At 40.1% G+C, this 25,002-nt stretch carries 20 protein-coding genes, 2 tRNA genes and 1 riboswitch; of the genes, 6 read left to right on the top strand and 16 right to left on the bottom strand.

Annotated features, from left to right (window positions below):
* The 15 genes from uxuA to ATK78_RS00170 all read right to left on the bottom strand — a co-directional run bounded on the left by uxuA (position 1) and on the right by ATK78_RS00170 (position 20,218).
* Positions 1 to 1,191, bottom strand: coding sequence for a mannonate dehydratase (gene uxuA / locus ATK78_RS00230; RefSeq protein ID WP_243732392.1), 1,191 nt, complete (start codon positions 1,189 to 1,191; stop codon positions 1 to 3).
* Positions 1,192 to 1,304: 113 nt separating this feature from the next.
* Positions 1,305 to 4,040 carry a carboxypeptidase-like regulatory domain-containing protein gene (locus tag ATK78_RS00225; RefSeq protein ID WP_133574061.1) on the bottom strand — a complete coding sequence of 912 codons (2,736 nt, stop codon included), beginning with the start codon at positions 4,038 to 4,040 and terminating at the stop codon, positions 1,305 to 1,307.
* A 53-nt stretch (positions 4,041 to 4,093) separates the two neighbouring features.
* The gene (locus tag ATK78_RS00220; RefSeq protein WP_133574060.1) at positions 4,094 to 6,286 is read right to left on the bottom strand and encodes a tetratricopeptide repeat protein; all 2,193 of its coding nucleotides are present in this window, start codon (positions 6,284 to 6,286) and stop codon (positions 4,094 to 4,096) included.
* Positions 6,287 to 6,570: 284 nt separating this feature from the next.
* A complete protein-coding gene (locus tag ATK78_RS00215; protein WP_133574059.1) occupies positions 6,571 to 8,097 on the bottom strand; it encodes a choice-of-anchor I family protein in 1,527 nt (508 codons plus the stop codon).
* A gap of 125 nt (positions 8,098 to 8,222) precedes the next feature.
* A complete protein-coding gene (locus ATK78_RS00210; protein WP_133574058.1) occupies positions 8,223 to 8,972 on the bottom strand; it encodes a phosphatase PAP2 family protein in 750 nt (249 codons plus the stop codon).
* Positions 8,973 to 9,060: 88 nt separating this feature from the next.
* Positions 9,061 to 9,561, bottom strand: a complete 501-nt coding sequence (locus ATK78_RS00205; RefSeq protein WP_133574057.1) for a PRC-barrel domain-containing protein — start codon at positions 9,559 to 9,561, stop codon at positions 9,061 to 9,063.
* A gap of 14 nt (positions 9,562 to 9,575) precedes the next feature.
* Positions 9,576 to 9,740 (bottom strand): hypothetical protein, encoded by a 165-nt coding sequence (locus tag ATK78_RS22630; RefSeq protein WP_166664781.1) that lies wholly within the window; start codon positions 9,738 to 9,740, stop codon positions 9,576 to 9,578.
* A gap of 125 nt (positions 9,741 to 9,865) precedes the next feature.
* Positions 9,866 to 10,975, bottom strand: coding sequence for a S8 family peptidase (locus tag ATK78_RS00200; RefSeq protein WP_133574056.1), 1,110 nt, complete (start codon positions 10,973 to 10,975; stop codon positions 9,866 to 9,868).
* Positions 10,976 to 11,160: 185 nt separating this feature from the next.
* Positions 11,161 to 14,226, bottom strand: coding sequence for an efflux RND transporter permease subunit (locus ATK78_RS00195; protein ID WP_133574055.1), 3,066 nt, complete (start codon positions 14,224 to 14,226; stop codon positions 11,161 to 11,163).
* A 16-nt stretch (positions 14,227 to 14,242) separates the two neighbouring features.
* Positions 14,243 to 15,277 (bottom strand): efflux RND transporter periplasmic adaptor subunit, encoded by a 1,035-nt coding sequence (locus ATK78_RS00190; RefSeq protein ID WP_166664780.1) that lies wholly within the window; start codon positions 15,275 to 15,277, stop codon positions 14,243 to 14,245.
* A gap of 16 nt (positions 15,278 to 15,293) precedes the next feature.
* Positions 15,294 to 16,634 (bottom strand): TolC family protein, encoded by a 1,341-nt coding sequence (locus ATK78_RS00185; RefSeq protein WP_133574054.1) that lies wholly within the window; start codon positions 16,632 to 16,634, stop codon positions 15,294 to 15,296.
* A gap of 133 nt (positions 16,635 to 16,767) precedes the next feature.
* The gene (locus ATK78_RS00180) at positions 16,768 to 17,385 is read right to left on the bottom strand and encodes a TetR/AcrR family transcriptional regulator (RefSeq protein ID WP_133574053.1); all 618 of its coding nucleotides are present in this window, start codon (positions 17,383 to 17,385) and stop codon (positions 16,768 to 16,770) included.
* 333 nt (positions 17,386 to 17,718) lie between these two features.
* Positions 17,719 to 18,624 (bottom strand): helix-turn-helix domain-containing protein, encoded by a 906-nt coding sequence (locus ATK78_RS00175; protein WP_208112277.1) that lies wholly within the window; start codon positions 18,622 to 18,624, stop codon positions 17,719 to 17,721.
* Between the two features lie 88 nt (positions 18,625 to 18,712).
* Complete coding sequence (locus ATK78_RS22845) at positions 18,713 to 18,904, bottom strand: hypothetical protein (protein ID WP_208112276.1); 192 nt, start codon at positions 18,902 to 18,904, stop codon at positions 18,713 to 18,715.
* 150 nt (positions 18,905 to 19,054) lie between these two features.
* Positions 19,055 to 20,218, bottom strand: a complete 1,164-nt coding sequence (locus ATK78_RS00170) for a cysteine desulfurase family protein (protein ID WP_133574052.1) — start codon at positions 20,216 to 20,218, stop codon at positions 19,055 to 19,057.
* A 53-nt stretch (positions 20,219 to 20,271) separates the two neighbouring features.
* Positions 20,272 to 20,370: riboswitch (SAM riboswitch) on the bottom strand.
* A 125-nt stretch (positions 20,371 to 20,495) separates the two neighbouring features.
* On the opposite strand from ATK78_RS00170, the gene ATK78_RS00165 reads away from it, so the two are divergent.
* The 5 genes from ATK78_RS00165 (at position 20,496) to ATK78_RS00145 (ending at position 24,123) form a co-directional block, all read left to right on the top strand.
* Positions 20,496 to 20,566 (top strand) — tRNA-Met (locus ATK78_RS00165).
* A gap of 54 nt (positions 20,567 to 20,620) precedes the next feature.
* The gene (locus tag ATK78_RS00160) at positions 20,621 to 21,406 is read left to right on the top strand and encodes an SDR family NAD(P)-dependent oxidoreductase (RefSeq protein WP_133574051.1); all 786 of its coding nucleotides are present in this window, start codon (positions 20,621 to 20,623) and stop codon (positions 21,404 to 21,406) included.
* Between the two features lie 271 nt (positions 21,407 to 21,677).
* A complete protein-coding gene (locus tag ATK78_RS00155; protein ID WP_133574050.1) occupies positions 21,678 to 22,484 on the top strand; it encodes a phytanoyl-CoA dioxygenase family protein in 807 nt (268 codons plus the stop codon).
* Between the two features lie 78 nt (positions 22,485 to 22,562).
* A tRNA-Cys gene (locus ATK78_RS00150) sits at positions 22,563 to 22,633 on the top strand.
* 242 nt (positions 22,634 to 22,875) lie between these two features.
* Positions 22,876 to 24,123 carry a sterol desaturase family protein gene (locus ATK78_RS00145; protein WP_133574049.1) on the top strand — a complete coding sequence of 416 codons (1,248 nt, stop codon included), beginning with the start codon at positions 22,876 to 22,878 and terminating at the stop codon, positions 24,121 to 24,123.
* A 13-nt stretch (positions 24,124 to 24,136) separates the two neighbouring features.
* On the opposite strand, the gene ATK78_RS00140 is transcribed toward ATK78_RS00145, so the two are convergent.
* Positions 24,137 to 24,364, bottom strand: coding sequence for a hypothetical protein (locus ATK78_RS00140; protein ID WP_133574048.1), 228 nt, complete (start codon positions 24,362 to 24,364; stop codon positions 24,137 to 24,139).
* A 174-nt stretch (positions 24,365 to 24,538) separates the two neighbouring features.
* Between ATK78_RS00140 and ATK78_RS00135 the strand changes: the two genes are divergently transcribed.
* A complete protein-coding gene (locus ATK78_RS00135) occupies positions 24,539 to 24,973 on the top strand; it encodes a DUF1801 domain-containing protein (RefSeq protein ID WP_133574047.1) in 435 nt (144 codons plus the stop codon).
* Positions 24,974 to 25,002 lie beyond the last annotated feature (29 nt).

Genomic DNA, 25,002 nt, shown 5'->3' with positions numbered 1-25,002 from the left:
TTAATCTTTCTTATTTTGGATAATACCAAACTCCAGTCCTCTTAATTCTGCAAGTCCTTTTAAGCGGCCAATGGCAGAATATCCGGGATTGGTTCTTTTTTTTAGATCGTCCAGCATCTGGTGTCCATGATCCGGACGCATCGGGATACTGATCTTTCGCCGCTGCTGTATATTTACAATTTCCTGTACAACACCAAACATGTCCACATCGCCTTCTAAATGATTGTCTTCATAAAAATCACCCGCTTCATTTCTTTTGGTACTCCGGAGATGTATAAAATGGATCCGCTCTGAAAAAGTCTTCAGCATATCAACCAGGTCATTGTCTTCCCTAACACCAAAAGAACCGGTACAGAAGCACAGTCCATTATTTAATGAAGGTACCGCATCAAACAACTTCTGAACCTGTAAGGCTGTGCTTACTACCCTTGGCAGGCCAAAGATCGGATAAGGAGGATCATCCGGATGGATGGCCAATTTTATCTGAACTTCATTGGCTACAGGGATGATCTCTGAAAGAAAATGAATCAGATTTTGAGAAAGCCGGGCTTCATCAATGCCGGTATACTGATCCAGTGCATCCTGAAATTGTTCCAGCGTAAAGCTTTCTTCGCTGCCTGGCAAACCGGCAATGATGTTGCGCTGCAGCATCATTCGTTCTTCATCATACATTCCTTCAAACCGCTTTCTTCCGCGCTCCAGTTCTTCTTCCGTATAATAGTTAGCAGCGTTAGGGCGCTGTAATATAAATACATCAAACGCAATTAAGGCTGCCTTTTCAAACTTAAGGGCCTTTGCCCCGTTGACCAGTTCAAAAGCCAGGTTGGTCCTTGTCCAGTCCAGCACAGGCATAAAATTATAGGTAACTACAGCTATCCCGCAAGCGGCGAGGTTTCTTAAGGATTCTTTATAATTGGTAATATAGTGTTCAAAGCCCTGCGACTGGGTTTTTATCCCTTCATGAACGGGAACGCTTTCCACTACATCCCAGTTTAAACCGGCATTTTCAATCAACTTTTTATGTTTAAAAATTGCATCTACTGTCCAAACTTCCCCATTGGGAATCTGATGCAGCGCAGAAACGACACCACTACATCCAGCCTGTCTGATGTCGGACAAACTAACCGGATCATTCGGGCCAAACCACCGCATGGTCTGGGTCATTTGATAAACAGGATTTAACAGGTTCATATTTGGAATAGCTTACTCAGTCCAATATAAAAGTAATTCAAACAGAAAAAGACATTTCAGGCTTCATTTATTATCGAAAACGATTGCGGATATTTCTGCCTGCATCTATCTTATTACTCAACCTGGTACCGGTAAACCTTTCTGCCAAGCAGCCCACCCGCATTAATACCTTCAATAACAACACGATAAGAACCCTTACCATCGGCATTAAAAAAACTGAAAGCAGCCTTGCCGTCTTTTCCGGTCAAAATAGCCGGGTTCCAGTAAACCGTACTTCTCAGATCTGCAAATGAGGAACTGTAATCATACCTCTGATCGTGTTTTGGTGCATAAAATTCTTTTACCGAACTGTATCCCTTAGGCGCATAACTCACAACGGATGGATCATAAGTAACACCGTGGGTGTATACGCTTTTGGTATAGATCAGAATGGAAGCCCCTCCCATCGTACTGCCCAATGCAATGCTGGTACGTATTACATCAATTTTAATAACGTCAACAGGGTCAATATTCATCACATTTTCCACCTCGCAGATATCAATCATTCTACCGTTTAAGTAAACGTTCATCATTTGCCCCCTTGTAAAAGGCATATATACACCACCGCAATTCTTGCCTTCAACCTGTTTAAACGTGATGGCTCCCTGTATCTTTCTCCGCAAACAATCCAGCAGGTCATAACACTGATCTTTAGCCGTAAAGCGTATGGTCTGGTCGGCATGACCCTCCAAAACGTCGATGCTAAACTTATTTTCAGACTTCCATTTGTTCTTAACCTGTATTTTAACTTCCTTTAATTGCTGGGCACGCCCGGTCATTCCATTTTTTTGAAGGTCCTGATCCTGCTTCTTATTGTTTAAAAAATAGGCCTGCATACTTTGACGGATGTCGTTATTATAATCACCAATATTAAAGTTAGGCGATTGATCCTGGTTTGGTGTCCGGTCCAGCAGTACTTTTACACGGTCTCCGCCCTTAGGGTTTCTCCCCTGAACGGTAAAGCTGAGTTCATCAGTTATGATCAGGTTGCCAAACGTAAATTTACCGGCATTATCGGTTATGGTGTCCATTACAAGACCCAATTTGGTATTGATCAGCTTGATATTACCACCAGCTACGGGTTTATTTAGCAGCGTAACCAATTTGCCGGATACCGATGTAACCAGTTTCTCTGCTTTAAATGGAATAACAGGATTTTTACCAGCAATTACATCCTTCCATACAAATCGTCTGTATCCCTGGGTTAGCATTAAAAGATCAAGGTTAGCCTTGGTCTGTGGACTGGGGTCGTAAAAATAATAATTGGGCCTTTCAATGTATCCCTTAACATCTGCACTAAGCAAGAGTTGGGAAAGGATGGTGGTTTCTTTAGTTTCATCAGACGGTACTGCGCTCTCGTCAATTACAGCAATGGAAAAATTGCCTACAAGAGGTTTACCCTCAGCATCGCCGGCATTGATATCTATATCTATACGTTCTCTTTGCTTGTATACTTTCTTTGCACTGGATAAGTTAACAACCATCTGGTCATTGTTTTGAACAAAGATGATCCGTTCATTTAACGGAGCTCCGGTTGAAGAGAATAACGTAAACTGTACAATACCGGTACGCAATTCTTTAACTGGGATCTGCAAAGAAGCGGTGGCCTTACTGATGGTTACACTTCCGGAAAAAAATACGTCACCACCAGACTGGGCTATTAAGCTAACATCCTGCGGTCCATTTTGGTAAACAGAAGCAGCCGCACTGATCCTAACCAGAACAGTATCCGTGGCTGTATTGTTATAAACAGAAAGTACGTAACCCGTCTGCACAGCTGCAGGTAATTTTACAGTATTCACAGCCCCATCCGGATAAGTAACTTTGGCCTGGTACGTTTTCCCTGCCTCAGGGTTCAGCATAAAAAAACCCATTCCTAAATGCGCAGCCGCAAATTCTGCAACCTGATTGTTTTCGTTATCCGTTATTACACCTTTTACAGGTACACCAAGACCATTTGTTCCGGTAGCCTTAAAAGCTACCCGTGAACGGATGCCATTCACCAAATTTCCGCTCTCCGGAAAAAACTGCACATCAGTTTGCGTGGAAACCGTTTGAATAGAAAAAGTTTTAGGGATACTTTCTTCTTCATCCAAAGAAATATAGGTAGACAAGTGGGTATTTATAAATTCTTTTGCATTATAACCTTTAAACTTAACTTTCAGTACTCCGTTACCATCTGTTTCTCCCTTACTGGCAGATACCCTGTTGTCGTCTCTGATCAGATCATAACGTACCGTTTTATTGGCATAAGGTTTTCCAGCTTCATCCGTATAGGTCAATACAGCGATTACGTTGGTTTTATCCTGATCCTTTTCATAAACGTATTCAATCTTTGTAAATACCGGATTAGCTACAGAATTGCCCACACTGAATACACGGTCATAAAAATAATCCGGACCGGCATTGCGCATCCACTGGGTATAGGCCTTGATCCGGTAATTCCCTTCATGTGTCTTCAGATCTGAAAGTACAAAGTTCCCTTTTGCCATCCCGGCAGTAAGCGGCAGCTTTATAGATTCGGCAATAGAATCTGCTTCATTGATGAGCTCGATATACAAAGAACCACTAACGGCAGAAAGCTGATTTTTACCACCAACAGTTACATAGGCTTTAAACCATAAGGTATCGCCTACAACATAATACGGTTTATCGGTGTGGAGATATACTTTTTCCTGAGGGTTAGTTTCCGCCCACTTTTGCAGCGATGCGACAATTTTCTCAACAGGATCAATACTTTGGGGAGCAAAGGCTAAAAATAGAACGAGGGAGAAACTGCAAAAAATTGCAATTGAGCGTTTTAGGTTCATACACTTAGAGGCTGTAATTTGGTTTAAAAACCTAAACATATAAAAAAATATGCTTATTTCAATGCCTGATCTTTGGTAAGAATTTCATAAAGCTTATCGATCTCAATGGGTTTACGCAGAAAACCGTTAAAGTAAGACGCATATTCGTGCTGATTTTCTGCAGTAATATCAGCAGTAAGTGCAAATATAGGGGTATTGGTATTGTAATTCTCTGTGTTCCTGATGTGTGAAGTTGCATCCAAACCGTTCATTTCAGGCATATGTATATCCATTAAAACAAAGTCAAAAGTTTTCTGTCGGGCTTTATCAATTGCCAGCAGGCCATTAAGTACGTGGTCTATCTGCATTCCCCAATTGGCAAGCAGCCTTCTGGCAACCATAGCATTAACCAGGTTATCTTCTACCAGCAATACCGTTTTGTCTTTAAGCTGGTTTCGCAATACAGATGGAGGCAAAATAACTGGTTCTGTGCTTACCAGATCAATGTCAAAATAAAATGCAGATCCCTGATCAATCTTACTTTGAAATTCTACATGGCTTCCGTAAATCTCTACCAGCTTTTTAACAATGGCAAGACCTAAACCTGTCCCTCCTTGTTTACGGGTAGTGATGGATTTAGGTTGTGAGAAGCTTTCAAACATTTCGTGAAAATAATCTTCAGGAATACCTGTACCCGTATCCGTAACTTTAAACCGGATGGTAGCTGCCACGCCTGCCTCAGCCAGCTTTTTAACTTCAACTACAACTTCTCCACGCGCTGTATATTTAATGGCGTTGGTAATCAGGTTACCTAAAATTTGTGACAGTTTGGTTTCGTCCAACTCATAAAATCCAGTGAGAAATGTATCGAAGTTTAAGATCAGCCTGATCCCTTTTTCAATGGCCAGGTTTTCATACGTCTTTATGATCCGCTGTAAAAGCAGGCTTAAGTCGCAAGGGCGATGTTCCAAAACCACCTTACCGTTATCCAGTTTTGTGAAGTCAAGAATATCGTTGATCACCAATAGCAGGTTACCTGAAGCAGCCTTTAGAGAATCCAACAATACTTTATCCTCCCCCTGGTACTGGTCACTTAAGAGCGTGGCAATGGTGGTAACCGCATTTAAAGGCGTACGGATCTCATGGCTCATGGTCGAAAGAAAATCCTGTTTCATTCGTGCAGATTGCTCTGCAATTTCCTTCTTTTCAGTCATTTCTGCTTTTTCCTTCTGCAATTGTGCTTCCTTTTCAAGAGACTGCATTTTAAGGATCAGCTCATAATTTTCAATTACCTGAAGGGTTTGTGTATTGATTACGGCTTCTTTCTGATTCAGATAAAGCTCCAGATATTCCAAAGATCTGAGCGTATCTTTCTCAGCCCTTGCTATCTTATACAACAGGTAATTGCTTTTAAATTTTATAAATACAATGTTGTATTGTTCACTAATGGCAAGCGCCTTTTGCAAGCTGTCTTTTGCCTGTTCATTTAAACCCATTTCGAGGTATAAGCTACCGAGCTTTTGATAGGCCATCCCCAGCCCAAGCTTTTCACCGGCATCCAGATGAATGTCAACAGATCTGGACAGATCAGCTTCAGCAAGCTCAAACTGGCCCATGTGTATATAAACCTTCGCCCTTCCATAAATTGCAAAAGCCAGACCCCTGATATCCCCTGTTTTGTTTTTATACCGGATAGACTTCTCAATGATCTTTAAAGCTTTATCAATTCTATTCTGCTTTAAATAGATGCCTGATAATGGATTGTATGCATTAGACAATAGATTCAGATCCTTTATCTTTTCCCCTGCCTTAATTGCACTTTCATAAGAGTTCATTGCGTTCTTTTGGTCTCCAAAGTACTCATAGATGGTTCCCAATGATTTATGAACCCTTGCCTGGTTATGGTAGTCGTTAAACTTTTGATAGGTGATCAGGCAATTGATGAGGTTAATCAATCCCAAATGATAGTTATCTGTCTTGTAATAAACACCTGCAATGTTATAACGCGCATCAGCTATACCTCTTTCATCTTCGAGCAGTTCAAAACATTTGATCGCGTCATTTGCTAAACGAATAGATTTTTTGTAAGAGCCGCTGATCATGTAAAATAATGAAAGCTGGTTAAGGCTCTTACCAATCATACTTTGATCATCAAGTACTTTACTGATCTCTAAAGCCTTCGATGAAATTTTAATACTGCGCTTTAAATCATGCGTGCGACATGCGTACGCTTCACTTAATAATGAAGCGACAAGACTGCTATTCATAAAAATTTACCCCCTAATCAATTGTAGATAATTAAAGATACATAATGATTAATTTATTCTAAAATTAATCATTGATATATAACCATTTATCTATTACTTCTTTTAGCCATAAACGTGTTTTCCGGCAAAAAGGATTTCAAGAACATGCCAATAACAGGACATTCAAAGAACTTATTAATTAATCAGAAAAAAGAATTAATATTCCCCGTGATCAGGGTTTAAATACAGATTGACGAGGGTATAATAAAACCAATCTCCAGGCAATGCCTGGAGATTAATAAAATCTATATTGTATCTGGAGAGTAAACTTTTAGAACGCCATCACCTTCACTGCTCACAATCAGCAAGCTTTTCTTTGTAGGACTGTTCTTTGCAGGAATAAACAAAACACCTTCAGGTGCATCACCACATTTAAGCAGTTGCAGGAACACAGGTTTAGTAGGTACAGTTACATCGTATACGGCAACAGCATCTGCTCTTTCCATACCAACAAAGGCAACTTTTTTGTAGCCAACAGAACCGATAGTAATACCTTCCGGCTCTACACTTTTATCATCACTTCTGCCATCATCATAAGCATTAGCTTCAACGCATTTAACATCCAGTTCATTTTTACTGTCAAAAACCTGCGTTCCATCGTTTCCATTCCAAACGCTGAATGAGCGGGAGCCTAAAGAGTATAAAGCATCCAGATCGCCATCACCGTCCGTATCACCTAATGTAGTGGTAATGTTTAAGCGGCCAAGATTTCCGTCCTGCTTTAAAACACTTGCATTTGGAAAAACAGTAGCATCAAGATTTGCACTCTTCACACGAACAATTTCTGAGAAACCAGCATATTCCCTGGCATCACCTTCATTGGCGGTAAATAGATAAGGAGTTCCGTTATGCTCCAGTATAGAGATTGCATCCGGCAGGTACATGCCCTTAATATTCCATTTCGCAGGCTTGTATCCGTCTTTATCACTTGGATCAATTTCGTTACCATCTAAATTATAGTCCTTAAACCCAAGCGGAAAAATGTTGGTAATGGTTTTTGAAGCAATGTCGATCTTTGCAATCGCATTATTTTCCTGAAGCGTTACCCAGGCAGTTTTAGAATCACCAGAAACGGTAATGTATTCCGGTTCAATATCCTTTAAAAAGTTATTACCCACACCGTATACCCTAAAGCCTTTCAGTTTTAAAGCAGAAAGCTGGCCAGCCATAGCAGAAAAATCAATGGTATTAACCGCATAGTTTTCATTTACAGAGATAATGGAGACGGTACCTACCGGATCATTCAGGTAACTATCATTTGGCTCACCTTCATTTGCCGTTAAAATATATTTTCCATCTGGAGAATAAGTAACCATGTCTGGCAGGGCCCCAACTGTAATTTCAGCAACTTTACTGTAATCGCTGGTTTTAAATACCACCACCTTACCATTTGCTTGTTTGTCTGTTGATTGTATCGCTGCCGCTAATTTTCCGTCATAAACAGCAAGACTATTAACCGCACCACCAAAAGGCAGCATACTGATAGAACCTATAGATTTCATCGTAGCAGGATTGCTAAAATCGATCACTTCAATCTGGTTAAGCTGGTTAGCCAATCCCTCATTCTCATTTCTTACCACAAACAAACGGTTTGTGATCGGATCAAATGCCGTAATTTCTGCTGCTCCGGTCTCACCGACATCAAAAGAAGCAACTTCAGCAAAAGAAGAGGCATCCTCATTAACAAAAAATTCTGGTTCAGTTACACCTCTGTCTTTTTTACAGCTGAACAAACCAATTAAAAGGAAACTAAACAGTAAAGTTTTTTTCATAAGAATATATATTTAAACCGCGAAAGTACCCCCGGCAAGTTAAAATGGTTTGTCCTTAAGATTACGATATTGTTAAGCTAATATTAGAGGCTTACAATTAAGAAAGTAGAGGATAACGATATTTTTTAAAGACGCTTGGTTAGGGTAAAGCTCATCATACCGTTTTGATACCCCGGACTAAATGCCATATCCGGAGATTTTCCATGAAACAATTTTCGTTTAATATACGGATAAATCAAATAGGTAACCTTAGTAGACAGGATTCCAAATCCGGCTCCTGCAACTACATCACTTACCCAATGGGCATTATTGTATAAACGTAAAATACCAGTTCCGGTAGCAAGGGCATACCCGCCAACACTATACCAGATGGATTGGTCTTTATATTCCTGATGAAGAAACTCTGCAGTCATAAAAGCCAGGGAAGTATGACCCGACGGAAAAGAATGACGGTTAGCCCCATTCGGACGCAACCGGTTAGCAGTAAGTTTTATTGCACCAACACCAACAGAAACAATTGCATAAGAGGTAATCAGCATGATACTCCTGTCTACCACCGTATTTTTTGCTTTTACGCCAATCAGATCAAGCCCATAAACAGCCACAGCAGGTGCATAGCGCAAATAATTATCTGCCTTCAATGCAAAAGATGGATGATCTTCCTGCAATTCAGCATTTGTGGTAAGATCCAGTGTTCTGATCGGGTTATCACCCATCAGGGAAATCAATCCGTATCCGATAAAAACAGAAGGAATGATAAAAGAAGAACCTTTTATCTTTGTTTTTGCAGGAGCAGGAATGCTATCCTGATCCTGACCCAAAGAAAAAAGAGGTGTACTTAAAAATATAAGTGCGGTTAGAAGTTGTTTAAACATGGCTTTGGGTATAATTTAAGTACATACGAAATTTACCAAAGCTATGCTTTAATTATGTAGAAAATCTGAATTCAACTGTAAACAGCAATTACCTTACCCTTCCACGGTCCGGGAAACGCTTGTTATAGAACTGGTGATCGTTAAAATGCCGGTGCGAATAAAACTGATCACCAATATGAATTTCACGATCATTTAAAGAATCATCAGGATCACGAAAAGCATCTAACACCCAGATCTCATATTCCTGGGTAACTTCATTGGTTGTATATAATGGAACCGCAGCAAGCTGCATTGGTGTTACGCCTGGCAGGAAAACTTCATCGTCGCTTTCATGAAGCTCAGCCAAACCAATAGGGATCAATATTCTGCGATTCTCCGCAGATAATGGCAGTGGCTCAAGATCGGCAACCACATATCTTACTTTTTTAGTAGAAGGATTAAAAAGCAGGTCGGTAACCTCACCAATCCGCTCGCCGAGATCATCTTTAATGTGCCATCCCTGAATTTCCGGATCACCATCTGCAATTTCGAAATCACTCTCACTCAACGCCACTAAACGACGGTACTCTAAAGTCTCTTCAGCTGTCATATCCTTCTGTTTAATTACTGAACCGGACTAACGCCGGTACTATCCCTGATCACCTTATCTGAGGTGGTATTGTTATCTTTATTTAAGATGAAGTAGGTTAATCCTGCTGCGATAATAATCAGCAGTACCCAAAGCCAAAACTTGCTTTTTCTTTTTGGTTGCACACTTAAATCTACCATAACGGATCCATTTTTTTACATATAACCCCTCCGCTCCCTAAATTGTTTGCCAATAAAAAAGGCGGCATAAGCTGCCGCCTGATTAAAAAGTTAATAAGCTGGTTATTTTAAATTTAACAAGCCAGCTATTTTGAAGCCCTCTCTTTGCTGTATTCCTCAGCGAGTACCAATGCACTATAGGCATTTACAACGCCACCAGAACTGCAAAGCTGACTAAAAGGGACAAGCGTGCCAGCTTTTCCAGGTAACTGAACATCATGTGTTACCTTAATTACAGACTTAACCAATATTTCTTTAACCTGCACCGCAGTTAATTCCGGAAAATAAGCACGGACCAAAGCTGCTATTCCAGTTACCACAGGAGCAGCCATACTTGTTCCATTGTAGCTTTCATATTTCGATCCCGGAATAGTTGAGAAGATGCGCACACCGGGTGCAAACAGATCTACCGTCCTTGCACCATAATTTGAAAAATAAGCAGCCAGGCTCCTATCGTCCTTAAAGCCAGAAGCACCAACCTCTATCCAGCTGGCAGCGGCACTGCCTCCATCCAGATAAACAGCCTTTGGAAAATTATCTTCTGCATCTATATCTTTATGTGAATTGCCGGCAGCATGAACAAATAAAACATCCTTGCTAACGGCATATTTAACTGCACTGTCTACCATTGATTTTTGAGGAGAAAAAGTTTTGCCAAAACTCATATTGATAATTCTGGCACCATTATTTACCGCGTAATAAATGGCCCTTGCTACATCGATGTCCCGCTCATCACCAGTGGTCACCATCCTAACCGGCATAATCAGGGCATGATCCGCAATTCCATCAATACCTAAACCATTATTTCGCTCTGCAGCAATAATTCCGGATACATGGGTGCCATGATCACAATCCTTGCCATCAACAACAGCATTATCCTCAAAAAAATTCCAGCCATACTTATCGTCAGCATATCCGTTTTTGTCATCATCCTTACCATTATCTGGAGTTTCTTTTTTGTTTTTCCAAATGATGTTTCTCAGATCTTCATGTTTATAATCTGCACCTGCATCAAGCACTGCAACGATAATCGAACTTGCCTTTTTACCTTTTAATAACCCGGCATATGCTTTTTCAGCGCTGATTCCAAAGATCTGATCAGTTGCCAGATCTTTATGCAGCCAGCCCGGCTGCTGCGCATACGTTGCCGTAGTCAGTGCAGCCAGCACAAATAGTATATTCAATATTCGCTTCATACCCATGTTTATAAATCCACAAGTAATAAACGAAATCATTGGCACATTTGTTCGCAGTATTTAAAGAGCAATCAGTCCAGTCAATTCTAAACGATTTAAAGGTCCGGCAGAAATTAAATATCGCCCATCAGAAACATACATGAACATTTCTAATGAGCGACAGAATCAATTCAATAAAGGCAATGCTAAGCTACTGTATGATCTTCAACCGCAATTACCGGTGGCAATAATTTATACATTACCGGGGTAACCAGTCTGGATAATAAGGTAGAACTGATCAATCCGCCAATCAGCACCAGTGCCAATGGAGAATACAATTCACTATATTCAATAACCAAAGGCAGCAAACCACCAATAGCCGTTAATGAGGTCAGCAGGATCGGAACAAACCGGATCTCCCCAGCTTCTATAATGGCTTCCTCAATACCCCTGCCCTGAGCCCTCAGCTGGTTCGTAAAATCAACCACCAATAAAGAGTTTTTCACTTCAATACCCACCAGGGCTATAAAGCCAATAGTAGCCGTAAAAGACAAAGTCTCCCCTGCTAAATAAAGCATGATCAAGCCACCAACAATCCCCAATGGAATAACAGAAAGTACGATTAGAATACTTTTAAAGGTTTTAAACTCCAGGATCAGTACACCCAGAAAACCAAATACCGTTACAATCAGGATGATTCCCAGATTTCCAAAGCTATCGTCTTTACTCTCCTTCTCACCAGCAACCTTAAAAGAAAATCCTTCCGGAAACTTAAACGCATTGAGCTTAGCAGTAATCTGTTCATCCAATTGCTGAACGTTGTAACCCGGCTTTACAAATGCAGAAATGGTTACGTACCTGTCCTTGTCATAATGACGGATCTGGTTCGGTACACTTTCAAAACCAATCGAGGCTACGTTTTTTAAAGGAATGTTAGTACCAGACGCAGAAGGAACATACAGGCGATCAAACATGCTCAGATCTTGTGTATCTGAACTTCTTGGAATCGATACATTCACATGGTAATTGTCGGCTTTACCTTCGTCTTCCCTATACGTAGCCACATTTAAACCTGCAGAGCCTAAGCGTACCGTCCGATCGATATCAGACGAAGCAACACCCAATAAGCCCGCTTTTTCTTTATTTATAGAAACTTTCAAATCAACCGGCATTACCAATAACGGATTATTCACATAGATGGTTCCATCCTGCTTCGCAATCAAAGCGGCAATATCAAAGGCTGTTTTACGCAGGGCGATCAAATCATCTGAATAGATGCGGTACGCTAAAGGTGCATCAACCGGAGGCCCTTGCTCAAAATCCTTTACTTTGATCTCCGCACCCGGATAACCTTCCAGCTCTTTCCTTAATTTTTCAATTACAGCAACCTTTTCCCTGGTTTCCAAACCTTCAACCTGCACAAAGATCTCAGCAAAATTCTCACTTTCATTATGCGGAATAACATTGTAATAGATCCTTGGGTTCCCTTTACCCACATTACTCGAAAAGGAACTGATCTCCGGAACTTTTTTTAGTTTAGATTCTACAAAGCGTGTTACCTTATCGGTTGCCTTGATGTTTGTTCCTTCAGGAGTTTCAATCTGAACCAGGAACATTGGCTTTTCAGACTTCGGAAATAGGCTGCTGCCAATCACAGGTACCAAGCACAGCGAACCAATGAATATGGTAAGAATAATGGCTAAGGTAGTTTTAGGATTTCTCAACGCACTGTTCAGCACCTTACCATAGGTAGTGTGGATGCCCCTTTTTAACAACCGAAGTAAAAAATTACCTTCTTCACTGGCATGAGGTTTCAGAATAATGCTTGCTAAAAATGGAACCACAGTTAAAGAAACCACCATAGAGGCAAAGATGGTCGTAATTACCGATAAAGGCAGACTACGGATAAACTCGCCGGCACCTTCCGGTAAAAAAACAATTGGTAAAAAGGCGAAGATCAATAAAACTGTACAACCAACAACAGCGACACCGATTTGTGAGGTCGCTTTAATAGAAGCCTCAACCCTTCCGTAGCCCATGCGCAAATATCGCTCAATATTCTCAACAACAACAATACTATCGTCCACCAGGATGCCCAATGCAACAATCATCCCTACAATGCTCAGCTGGTTAATGTTGTATCCCAAAACACTCATCAGTGTTAAACCAATGGCTAATGAAAGCGGGATCGAGATCATCACCACTACAGAAGCCCGGGTACCTAAAGGTAAAAGGGTAATCAGAACAAGCAGGATCGCAATACCAAAATCACGCGCAAAATGAGACAACCTGATGTCCACGCTTTTAGCCTGGTCAAAAACCTTAACCAGTTCCATATTGGCCGGCAGCTTTTTCTTAAAGGCTTCAATTACCGGGTCAACCTTATCCTGAACGCTGATAATATTCTCCTTATCCTTTAAACTCGCATTAATAAAGCTACAGCGGTAACCATTAAAACGCGTAATGTGCGATTCATCTTCATAACCAAGCGTAACATCGGCAATATCTTTCAGATAAACCACCTTGCCCAGCGCACTAAATACAATGGTATTCTTTACCTCATCCAGGTTACTGTAATTGCCACTGGTTTTAATGTTCACTTTACGGTCGGCAATACTAATACTTCCGCCCGGTATATTTACGTTCTCACTTTGCAACGCTGCAATAACCTGGTTCTGTGTTAAATTTTCCTGGGTTATTTTTTGCAGGTTCAATTTGATGTTCACCTGATGTTCAGGGATTCCTGCATACTCCACATTTTTAAGTGCAGAAACCTTTTCCAGCTTTTCTTTTAATGATTTAGCCTGTTTTTTAAGCGTGGAGTTTGATGCATTCTCACTGATTAGTGCATACTGGTAAATGCTTACGTCAGAAGGGATCTGCTTATCAATCCGGATATCCGCAATATCTGCTGGCAATTCAGACCTCAGACTGTTGATCTCACGAACAACTTCCTGGTATTTATCATCCGGATCAGAACTGTATTTATAGATCACCTGCATCACGGCAAGTCCATTGCTTACATTGGTAATTACATGCTTAATATCATCCAGTTCATTGATCTTTTTTTCTATCGGATCAACCACCAGCTGTTCCATATCTTTAGGATTCGTACCGGGATAAACCACCACCACATTAAACTGCGGCGGATGGGTTTCCGGATCTTCACTACGGGGCATATTAAACAGGGAGTAAACCCCCATAGCCATCACGGCGATAAAAACAACCAGCGTAAACTGATAATTCTTTACGGCAAATTCAGGTAATTTCATGTTGGAATAATTAAGATTATCTGATTATTTTAATAGTGGATCCGGGAGTTAAATACGCAGAACCTTCACGGATTACGCGGTCTTGTGCAGACATGCCATTAGATATATAGGCCTTATCGCCTTTTAAATAGGCAATCTTAACTGCTTTTTTAACGGCTTTATTGCCATCGGCAATAAATACATAAGCACTGTCATTCTTACCTTCAACAAGTGCATCAACAGGGACCGATACCAGGTCGGCTTTACCAGCCGGATACAGTTTAACCTTTGCAAAAAGACCGGCAACCAGTTTAACCTGGCCAGGATCAATGCGGACTTCAACCTGGTACAATCCAGAGCCAGCATCGCTGCCTTCAGCGAGTGATTTCACCTTACCGCTAAACGTTTGCGGATAAGCATCAAAAACAATCTCGGCAGGCTCATTACCACGAAGCCTGGCCCGATCTTTATCGGTAATCCCACATTTAATGATCCAGTCCTTATCAGCAGTACTGCTGATAAAAAGAACAGGGGCACCACCAGCAATCTGCTCACCCTCATTCGCTGTCTTTTTTAAAACAACACCAGCCGTATTTGCAATGATGCTGGATTGAGCCGAGTTGTAACGGGCAATGTCCAGTTGTTTTTTAGCAATCGTCAGTGCCGTTTGCGTATTATCAAACTGCTCACGCGTACTCACACTATCCTTATATAGATTAGCGATGCGTTGTGCATCACGCTGCGCTTTATTAAAATTCTCTTCAGCCTGGTTGAGCTGGGCATTCACTTCTGTTTTATTCAACAGGGCCAATACCTGGCCTTGCTGTACCCGGTCACCTTCCTTTACCAGGATCCGGCTAATGATGCCACTCATTTTAAAAGACAGGTTACTCTGTTGTTCAGAAGACAATAAGCCCGAAGTTTCCATAGGTTCCGCTTCCTGAAGTGCAGAAACAGAGATCAGTTTCACAGGAATTGAACCATCCGCCTTTTCAACAGGTTTTGGCTGCTTACAGCCAGCCGCAAGGATCAGGATCAATGCCATTACGGTCCAAAAGTTTATAAATTTCATGTTTTTAAGTTTAAGGTTAAAAGGTATAGCTTGACTTTGCCCTTTCCAGTTCAGCAGCCCTGGTTTGCGCAGTTAAATAAGTAATGCTTTGTTTAAGTTCATCATTGATCAGCCTGGCTTGCGCATCGAGAAGTTCGAGGTATAAGGCCTGCCCTTCTTTGTAAAGCCGTTGCTGATCTTTAAAATACTGACGGGATAAGGAAGCCTGGCTTACCGAAGCATCATAAACCTGAATAGCTGCTTTTAACTTGTTGGCAGCCGTTTCTATCTCTAACTGCAAGCGCTGTTCAGCCTGACTGACTTGGTTATTTGCCGACTTAACATCCATGGAAGCCTGCTGGATCTTATTCTTGCGCTGGTTTCCAGCAAAGATCTGCCAGGAAAGTGTAACCCCAAAAAGATAATATGGAGACTCATCATTAACCTTAAGAAAATCGCCCTGGGCACCCAGATCTAAAAAGGTAGATAGTTTAGGCAGGTAAGCAGCCTTATTGAGCTGAAGCGCAAGAAGGTTTGCTTTTCCGGCAGACTCCAGAGCCAATAGTTCGTCACTCTTACGGGATCCGCTCGTATCTGCAGATAAACCTGCCTGAACCTGTTCAACACCTATAGCAGAATTTAAAGGTTTGTTTAATAAGAAATTGAAATAAGCCGCAGCATTAAGTGCCTGCGAACGCGCATCTTCCAGCTGGGCCTTTAAACCGGTAACCTCATTCTCAGCACGGTTTACTACCGTACGGATCGCTTTGCCATTTTTAACCATAGCTTCGTTAATGCGCAAGTTTTCTTTAGCCAGAACAATACCATTATTAAGCACTTCAATAGCAGATAAAGATTGCAGATAACCGTAATAAGCCAATTTCACATTTTTAATCAGCTCCCTTTTATATACATTAAGCTCGGCCTGCCTGATGTTAATTTGCTCTTTCTTAATCTTTGTATTAAAGATAATCTCCGCATTATACAATGGTAAGGTGGTATGTACCTTCGCATCATAAAAATTGTTCGGGTTAAAACTCTGACTCACATTTTCAACCTGCGGAAACTGGCCGGAGCTGGTTAAGTTATTAAGGGTGCTGTAAACCGGATTCAGCAAATCCCCTATTGGAATCTCAATCTTCCTTCCGCCACCAGAAGCCAGGTACTGCGTATTAAAATTAACATCAGGCAAAAAAAGACCTTTGGCCTCTTTAAGCGCGTAAAGGCTTTTCTGCACTGCAAAATCACGGTTCTGCAGTTCAAGGTTATTTGTAATGGCCTCCTCCAGATATTTTTGAAGCGGTGTTTGGGCAGACAAAGATGCAGGGATCAAAACTGCGGCGAGTATCCAAACCCGCGTAAATACATTTAATTTCATCTTATTATCTCATCGTTTAGTTAATGAACAGTGTTTACTTACGGAGGTCATAATGGCTGATTCTTTAATTGTTTAAAAAGTATAATCGTTGATTTTTTACTAAACAGTGTTTATATCAGGTATTAAAAAAAGGCTACACCTTAAGCCCGGCTAAAAAATAATCCAGGGAAGTTTTCAACATCTTCTGGATCTCGCCATCTCCAGATTCCTTAACCGATTTAAAACGTTCACGAATGTGCAGCGAGGCTACACCATGTACATAAGACCAGATTGTCATTGAGATCATGAAAACATCACCATCTCTAATCAACTTCTGATCAATACATTCTGATACACCCTTAAATAAATGCGATATAGCCGCATCTCCAGCTTCCCATTTATCATGGCATGCAATTTCAGTTAAAGGTGCGCGCATAATAAACATCAGATCATAGTAATCCGGATTTTTAAACGCAAAATCCAGATATGCTTTACCCATAGCAGCAAGCCGTTTAAACGGATCCTTAATAGATCCAAGTGTGGCAAATTCCTTATTAAGAATATCAAAACCCTGCTCATGAAGAACGAAAAAGATCTCATCTTTTTCCTTAAAATAAAGGTAAATGGTTGCAGGACTGTATTCAATGTCATCAGCAATGGTACGGATAGAGGTTTTTTCATAACCCATCTCCAAAAAAAGCCGGGTAGCAGATTCAATGATCAGCTTGCGCTTATCCAGTTTTTCCCGTTCTTTTCTGTCTTTAATTGCCATAATCAATATTAACACTGCAAATATACTAAACACTGTTTATATTTCAAAGCCTAATTAACAATATTTTTATAACATATTATTTATTAGTGGTTTAATATAAAATCAACATCTTAAATCAAATATTGATGTTCAGGATTAATGTTTTCTAAATGAATTGAATTTGTATTACCCGAATTTATTCTTGTTGTTGGATTGAATCGTATTCACTTAAGCCTCGACACTTAAAGACCTGTTCATCTTAAGAACTTGCTAATACAATAATTGGCTACGGTTTGATTCCATGATGAACTGCAAATGAATATAATACGAATGGATTAGTAAGCCTGGCTTTTCTTAAGCAGTTCTGAAATAGGAAGGAGTAAACTGGGTTTGTTTCTTAAAGAAATTGTTAAAGTGGGCTGGTTCTTCAAAGCCGAGGCAATAGGCAATTTCAGAAACATTCCAGTCCGTATGTCTTAATAAAGACTTTGCTTCTTTAGTTAACCGCTCCGCAATAACATTGGTAGTCGTTTTACCTGTAGTTTCTTTGATTGCCCTGTTCAAATGGTTTACATGTACAGCCAGCTGATCTGCAAAATCTTTAGCCGAACGCATATTAAAACGTTGTGACGGGGTTTCAATTGGAAACTGACGTTCCAGCAATTCAGTAAATACAGAAGTTATCCTGGTTTTGGCATCCACATGAAGGTGAAGACTTTCAGAAGGCCTGGATTTTAATGCAAAATGAGTAATCTCTGTTATATAGTTTCTAAGCAGATCATACTTAAACGCATAGTCAGAATCAATCTCTTCCAGCATCCGGACAAATATAGAGCTAATGTGCTGGTCTTGTTTATCATCCAGATGATAGGCCGGTTTCCCGCCTAATGCGTACATAGGCAGTTCCTTTAAACCGCCAATGATCCTTTCTGTAAAAAAAGATTTAGAGAAAATGCAAAAATAACCGGTTGTATCGTCAGACATAGACTCAAATGTATAAGGAACCTGCGGATTAAAAAACATCAGCGTAGTTCCATCTACCTCTAAGCTCTTATCTGCGTAGTGATACACATTCTTTCCGCGGATCAAAGCGATTTTGTAAAAGTCCCTCCTGCTGTACGCAACAGGTCTGGCACCTGGGCCCAAGCAATCTTCCGTTCTAAACACATTAAAATGACCCATATCCTTTTGCAGGTTTAAAGGCAGGTAATCAAGCTTATGTTTATAAAAATCTTCCAGTGTTTCTGTTTTAGCGATCATAGCAATAGGATTTAAACTGAAGTAAAATTAAGGAATTAAAAGGTGATCCCATTACTAAGATCAAACCAATGATTACAAAATTCAAACATTATCCGGATATCGCTAAATAATACAGCATTTCCTCATCTAAATTTAATTGCTGCTTTACAAAAATACTGTCCATCAATTGGTTTACCTCACCAAGGTTTATATTAAGATCCATTATCGAAGATTTGCAGACAGCAGCATAATCTTTTAATAAGAAACAAGAAAAGTTTTCGTTAGTTTGAGTAGTGATCATAGGGTCCTATTTATATTGTGATTTGATAAGTACAAATGTAAGCACAGGTCTCTTTTAAAAATTGTAAGATTCAAAGCATTACATATAAAATTCAAACATTTCGGTTATAACAGTCTATGATCTGCTCTTGACGGTATGCTACTGGTTTTATCAATTGGCAGCAAAACAAATTACCTGTTCAACAGCATCTTCATTAAACTTAACCAGTTTCTCCACTACATAATCAATCTCTTCAGCAGTATTATAGCGGCTAAAAGAAAACCGGATGGTTGTTCCATGCTCATTTCCCAATGCACGAAGAACATGTGAACCCGATGCAGAGCGACTGCTGCATGCACTTCCTCCGGATGCACAGATCTGGTTCAAATCCAGATAATCTAAAACGGTTTGCCCAAGACCATTATCCGGAAATGAAACACTAAGGACCTTAGAAACACTCAGCTCTTTATTTGATGAATTGCCATTAAACTTTATACCAGGAATCCGGTCAAGCAACTTTGTAATCATCCGCTCTTTCAGACTGCTGATCTGGTTTTGATAAAAAACAGGGTTCATTTGAGTAAGTTCCAGTGCTTTAGCCAGACCAACAATACCCGTCACATTTTCTGTTCCGCTTCGCTGTCCCTTCTCCTGTGCCCCACCATGGATTAATGGCTGAACAGCCGATGATGCCCGGTTGTATAAAAATCCAACTCCTTTAGGCCCGTGAAATTTATGTGCCGATCCAACTAAAAAATCCACTTTAAGATTTTTAGTATCATACTGATAGTGCCCCATCGTTTGAACGGTATCCGAATGAAAAATAGCGCCGTACCTACAACAAATTTCAGCAATCAACTCAATGTCATTCAAATTTCCAATCTCATTATTTCCATGCATTACCGAAACAAATGCATGGCCATGCGTGCTTAAAAGTTGTTCCAAATGGGTCACAGATAAATTACCATGATCATCATGATTCAAATAGATCAATTGAATAATTCCTTTCTGCTGCAGGCTTTTTAAAGTATTGAGTACGGCATGATGTTCAAAATGAGAAGTAATCGCAACTTTGATCCCATTTGTATGAATTGCAGAAAGAATGGCGATATTGTCCGCTTCAGTACCTCCTGAAGTAAAGACAATGTGATTCGGGTCGGTATTTAATAATTCAGCAATTGTATTTCTTGATAACTCAACCGCAGCTTTAGCCTTCCGGCCATAAAAGTGCGAAGAAGAAGGATTGCCAAAATTCTCAAAAAGAAAAGGTTCCATAGCTAAGAAAACTTCTCTGCTTAAAGGTGTAGTAGCTGCGTTGTCCAGGTAAATTCTCATTTCAATCGATTTTTAAGTGAAAAAATAAAACCTATTCAGATCGATTGGAGTTGATCTTATCTGTCCGGCATTGCCGGAAGGAGTTAGCACCTTATTAGAAACAGGTTGCTAAGACGTCAAAGGGCCTTTCCCTCAGTCTTTCTGGATAAGTAAATAAATAATAGAACGATGTATGGCAGCAAATATAAATAAAGTCTACTCAATTAGTAGTATTTATTTTAAAATAGTATATATTTGCCGGCAGCCAGTGATATTATGCACTGATCCTATTCAAAATAGTCATGTGGCCGAGTGGTTAGGCACAGGTTTCATAAACCTTTAAGGGCGGTTCGATCCCGCCCATGACGTCTAGATCATCTAAGGCTATGTGCAGATAGCCTTAGATATAGGTAATCCACTTAAATGACAGCAGTAAAATACGCGTTAATTACAGGAGCAAGTAAAGGCATTGGAAAAGAAATGGCGCTATCACTTGCCCGTTCTGGTTATAACCTGTTGCTGGTAGCACGATCAGAAGATGAGCTCATCAGACTTTCTGAATACATTCAACAGGAATATCCTGTTGAAGCCCACTACTTTTCCTGTGATCTTTCTATAGATGATGCTGCATCCAGCGTATCAAAATGGTGCAGCACACATACCACAGCGTTATCGGTGCTGATCAACAATGCCGGATACGGACTCTGGGGGAATTTCGAAACGCTAACGCTTGCCAGCCAGATGAACATGCTAAAACTCAATATAAGTGCGGTTGTAGAATTGACATACTTATTATTACCCCTGTTGCACAACCAGCAGCAAGCCTATATTTTAAATGTATCGAGTACCGCAGCCTATCAGGCAGTACCAACCTTAGCAATATACTCGGCCAGCAAATCATTTATCCTTTCATACAGCAGGGCATTACGCTACGAACTTAAAGACACAACCATCTCAGTGAGCTGTCTTTGCCCCGGTCCTACTGCAACAGGCTTTGCAAGCCGTGCAGGTATGGATGTACTGGCCAGCCTGGCAGAGAAGTTTAATAGCGCTGCAAGCGATGTGGCAAAGACCGGACTGGATGGAATGTTTCATAAGAAAGCAGAAATTGTTCCCGGCTTCTTAAATAAACTATCGTCATTTGGAGTAAAACATTTACCCAAACGCCTCATTGAGCGCATTACAGCAGGTTTATACGGGCATAAATAAGTTTATACCCACATAAAATAAATATTATTAAAAATAATTTGATATTATAAATATTTCTCTACATTTGTAATGTCTACCAAAATAGTAGACTTTATTTTAAATGATTAAAACGCAACATATACTTACCGCATACCGAATGCGAATGCCCTTCTCTAAAGGCGCATGCTGTTGCTATTGCTGTTGTTGATCCACACCAATCAGGACCAATGCTTAAGCAGTTGCTTCATCAGCAACTGACACCATCTATTATTTACTATTAAATGCTGCAGACATGGACAATTCATATCCGAGATTTACTTTGGGAGACCAAATAACGACCGAACAACACGATTTTTTTAACCGCAATGGCTTTATACATTTCAAGAACTTCATCAAAAAAGAAACTGTAGCAGACATCGTAAAGGCGTCTTTAAATGTGCAGCAGCGCTGGATCGAAAACCAAAAAATAAAGGTTAACGGCATACCAGTCAAATACGGAAAAGATGTGGACGGCAGTACGATCGTGCAGCGGTTTGCCTTTATCAATCAGCATCATGATCTTTTCTCTGAACTTGCCGGTGATCCAAGATTTGATACTTTGCTGAGCCTCATAGGCGATGGAGCAAGATTGGGTACCACAGAAAAAGACGGCATGGTATTAAATCACTATGTAAATGCTGAGGAAAGTAAGTTTACCCAGATGGGCTGGCATACCGACGGCCTCCGTGATATATTTCAGGGTCAGAAGCTAAACCCAATGCTCAACGTTGGCATCCATTTAAATACCATCAAACCTGATAACGGGGGATTAAGGGTCTTAGCAGGAACCCATAAACAAAGCTTATATCAATTGTTATTTCGCAAAAAATATTTCTTAGACAATAGATCGGATAAGGATGAGATTGCAATAGCCCCTCAGGCCGGAGATCTTACGATCCATGATGGAAGGCTATGGCATCGTGTAGCCCAGTCAGCAATAGTCGGAGAAGAAAGCCGCAGAAGGGTAATTTACATACCAATTATAGCTGGAAAATATGAACCTAAAAATGAAAACAGTCCAACCGCATTTTATCAGCGGTTCGCCGGTTTAGTAAAATAACATGCTTCTTGTAATCATAGTTACCTACCTCGTAAGAACACGAAAACTGGATGCCTGCAAACTGTTTTTTCGTTCAAGGGTCAAGTGGCCGAGTGGCTAGGCAGAGGTCTGCAAAACCTTTTACAGCGGTTCGAATCCGCTCTTGACCTCCTGGTAAATCCAAGCGTACTCATTTTGTTTAGATTTGTTTTTGAAGTAAAGCCGGGTCATCTGATCCGGCTTTTTAATTGAACAATTAAATACTACTAATTTAGTAGAATTAATTATATTTGCTGAGCAGCCGCTCTGGCTGCTCCAGCTTTGGTACGATTAGGATCGAAGTTTTGTTCAATAAACCAGGCCGGATGGCCTGGTTTTGCAAACACAATGCTCACCCGTAAATATTAACAAAATGATCCAACCCAACTATTTGGCTTTTGCAATTCCTGCATTCTTTGTTTTCCTCTATATAGAGTATCAGCTTGCTGTACGGCTTAAAAAAGGTGACATATTCAAATATGAAAGTTCCATTTCAAACTTAAGTATCGGAATTGCAGAAAGACTGCTCAATCTATTCATATCTGCAAGTTTTTACAATCTGTTCTATTGGGTTTATAAAAACTATGCAATTTTCAATATTCCAAATACCTGGTGGGTGTGGATTGCACTGATACTTAGCACAGACCTGGTTTGGTATTGGTACCACCGGCTTGGCCATCAGATCAATTTTTTATGGGCTGCCCATATAGTACACCATCAAAGTGAAGAATTTAATCTAACGGTTTCTGCCCGTATCACCGTATTTCAGGCACTGATCAGAAATGTATTCTGGTGTATCCTGCCCGTTTTTGGCTTTCATCCAGCCATGGTCATCACCATCTTAGTCGTTCATGGAGGTTATTCCTTTTTTACACATACTCAAATTATCTCAAAACTGGGCTGGCTGGAACACATATTGATCACCCCCTCCTTACATGGCATACACCATGCAAGTGACGATAAATACCTCGATAAAAACTATGGAGATGTATTTGTATTTTGGGATAAGCTGTTCGGCACCTTTCAACAAGAAGAAGAACAGCCAAAATACGGACTTACACATCCTGTAAAAAGTTATAGCTTTTTATGGCAGCATTTTCATTATTACCTGGAAATTGCGGAAGCCTGTAAACACGAAACAGGACTTAGATCAAAACTTAAGATCATTTTCGGAAATCCTTCTACATTAGACCAGTCCATCAGACCAGTACTGGAGAAGAGATACCTTCAGCATAAGGCTTCATCTTCTGTGAGGTTTAAATTCCGTGCTTATCTAAACGTACAGATTTTATTATGCATTGCATTATTAACGTTCATTACTGCAATTTATCCTTATATAGATGCATACGACAGGCTATTCATCGTCTTGCTTATTTTATTAACATTGATTAATTGTGGTGCATTACTGGAGCAAAGAAAATGGATCTATAACCTGGAATGCTTCCGGTTATTCATTATGCTCAGTTATGGGTTCTGGAAGTTGAACCTCATGGAATTGGTCGTACCAGCTGCCGTAATGCTGCTCCTGATCGAATATGTATTCCGTATCAGTGATCTTTACCGGCACTATGTACTCAGATACGAGGATATAAACTCAGATCCGGATTATAAAAATGGTTAAACCAATCGTTCAGCTAGTGCAACGAGTACGGCATTTCTTCGCAGCGAAAACCCATTTCTTTTAAGATCTGTATGATCAGATTTGTACATGGAACAGAGCATACCACTCTTAGAATTTTATCCTCATCATCTAAAGCAAATGACCAGTTCTTCTCTCCAAATAAAATGTTCATTAAAGGTGTGATCACCTTCAGATCTTTTTGATCCTGTACCGAAGTTTTAAAAATAACTATGTTCATCATTTTTGACATCTTACATTCAGAAACTAATGTTGAAGTTTCTAATGTAAAGATGTGAGATAAAATGACGCGATAAAAGTAGCCTATGGCTGAATTGGACAAATACCTAGGTGAATGGCATAAAATTGTCGGTAAAAATTCCGAACGATTGAATATATTTATATAAAATATTAAAATATGGCAACAAATAAAACATTTGAAACCACATCCAGTGTTACTGATTTCATAAATTCAGTAACAGATGAGACTAAAAGAAACGATTGCTTTAAGATCATTGAAATCTTTACCTCCCAAACCGGATTAGCACCAAAAATGTGGGGATCATCCATTGTTGGCTTTGGAAGTTATCATTATAAATATGAAAGTGGACATGAGGGTGATGCACCACTTGCCGGTTTCTCGCCAAGAAAAAATGCAATCGTATTTTATATGGCTCCGGATTTTGAAGAAAAAGAAGAGTTGCTGCAAATATTTGGAAAACACAAGCAAGGTAAAGGATGTATCTATATCAATAAACTAAACGACATCAATATTGAGATACTCAAAAAAATGATAAAGGTCTCTGTAAATAAAATGAAAACATACGATACCAGAACGTCATCTAATCCATAAAACTTAAAATAATTCTGCTCCACTTAGGC

The sequence above is a fragment of the Pedobacter metabolipauper genome (assembly GCF_004362715.1).
Classification (GTDB): Bacteria; Bacteroidota; Bacteroidia; order Sphingobacteriales; family Sphingobacteriaceae; genus Pedobacter; species Pedobacter metabolipauper.
Note: the sequence above shows the minus strand (reverse complement) of the source record. Positions and strands in the feature narration are given on the sequence as shown.

What these genes read in the sequence shown, in the direction of transcription:
- uxuA (WP_243732392.1), bottom strand. Translation starts at nt 1,191, where the DNA reads ATGAACCTGTTAAATCCTGTTTATCAAATGACCCAGACCATGCGGTGG.
- ATK78_RS00225 (WP_133574061.1), bottom strand. Translation starts at nt 4,040, where the DNA reads ATGAACCTAAAACGCTCAATTGCAATTTTTTGCAGTTTCTCCCTCGTT.
- ATK78_RS00220 (WP_133574060.1), bottom strand. Translation starts at nt 6,286, where the DNA reads ATGAATAGCAGTCTTGTCGCTTCATTATTAAGTGAAGCGTACGCATGT.
- ATK78_RS00215 (WP_133574059.1), bottom strand. Translation starts at nt 8,097, where the DNA reads ATGAAAAAAACTTTACTGTTTAGTTTCCTTTTAATTGGTTTGTTCAGC.
- ATK78_RS00210 (WP_133574058.1), bottom strand. Translation starts at nt 8,972, where the DNA reads ATGTTTAAACAACTTCTAACCGCACTTATATTTTTAAGTACACCTCTT.
- ATK78_RS00205 (WP_133574057.1), bottom strand. Translation starts at nt 9,561, where the DNA reads ATGACAGCTGAAGAGACTTTAGAGTACCGTCGTTTAGTGGCGTTGAGT.
- ATK78_RS22630 (WP_166664781.1), bottom strand. Translation starts at nt 9,740, where the DNA reads ATGGTAGATTTAAGTGTGCAACCAAAAAGAAAAAGCAAGTTTTGGCTT.
- ATK78_RS00200 (WP_133574056.1), bottom strand. Translation starts at nt 10,975, where the DNA reads ATGAAGCGAATATTGAATATACTATTTGTGCTGGCTGCACTGACTACG.
- ATK78_RS00195 (WP_133574055.1), bottom strand. Translation starts at nt 14,226, where the DNA reads ATGAAATTACCTGAATTTGCCGTAAAGAATTATCAGTTTACGCTGGTT.
- ATK78_RS00190 (WP_166664780.1), bottom strand. Translation starts at nt 15,277, where the DNA reads ATGAAATTTATAAACTTTTGGACCGTAATGGCATTGATCCTGATCCTT.
- ATK78_RS00185 (WP_133574054.1), bottom strand. Translation starts at nt 16,634, where the DNA reads ATGAAATTAAATGTATTTACGCGGGTTTGGATACTCGCCGCAGTTTTG.
- ATK78_RS00180 (WP_133574053.1), bottom strand. Translation starts at nt 17,385, where the DNA reads ATGGCAATTAAAGACAGAAAAGAACGGGAAAAACTGGATAAGCGCAAG.
- ATK78_RS00175 (WP_208112277.1), bottom strand. Translation starts at nt 18,624, where the DNA reads ATGATCGCTAAAACAGAAACACTGGAAGATTTTTATAAACATAAGCTT.
- ATK78_RS22845 (WP_208112276.1), bottom strand. Translation starts at nt 18,904, where the DNA reads ATGATCACTACTCAAACTAACGAAAACTTTTCTTGTTTCTTATTAAAA.
- ATK78_RS00170 (WP_133574052.1), bottom strand. Translation starts at nt 20,218, where the DNA reads ATGAGAATTTACCTGGACAACGCAGCTACTACACCTTTAAGCAGAGAA.
- ATK78_RS00160 (WP_133574051.1), top strand. Translation starts at nt 20,621, where the DNA reads ATGACAGCAGTAAAATACGCGTTAATTACAGGAGCAAGTAAAGGCATT.
- ATK78_RS00155 (WP_133574050.1), top strand. Translation starts at nt 21,678, where the DNA reads ATGGACAATTCATATCCGAGATTTACTTTGGGAGACCAAATAACGACC.
- ATK78_RS00145 (WP_133574049.1), top strand. Translation starts at nt 22,876, where the DNA reads ATGATCCAACCCAACTATTTGGCTTTTGCAATTCCTGCATTCTTTGTT.
- ATK78_RS00140 (WP_133574048.1), bottom strand. Translation starts at nt 24,364, where the DNA reads ATGATGAACATAGTTATTTTTAAAACTTCGGTACAGGATCAAAAAGAT.
- ATK78_RS00135 (WP_133574047.1), top strand. Translation starts at nt 24,539, where the DNA reads ATGGCAACAAATAAAACATTTGAAACCACATCCAGTGTTACTGATTTC.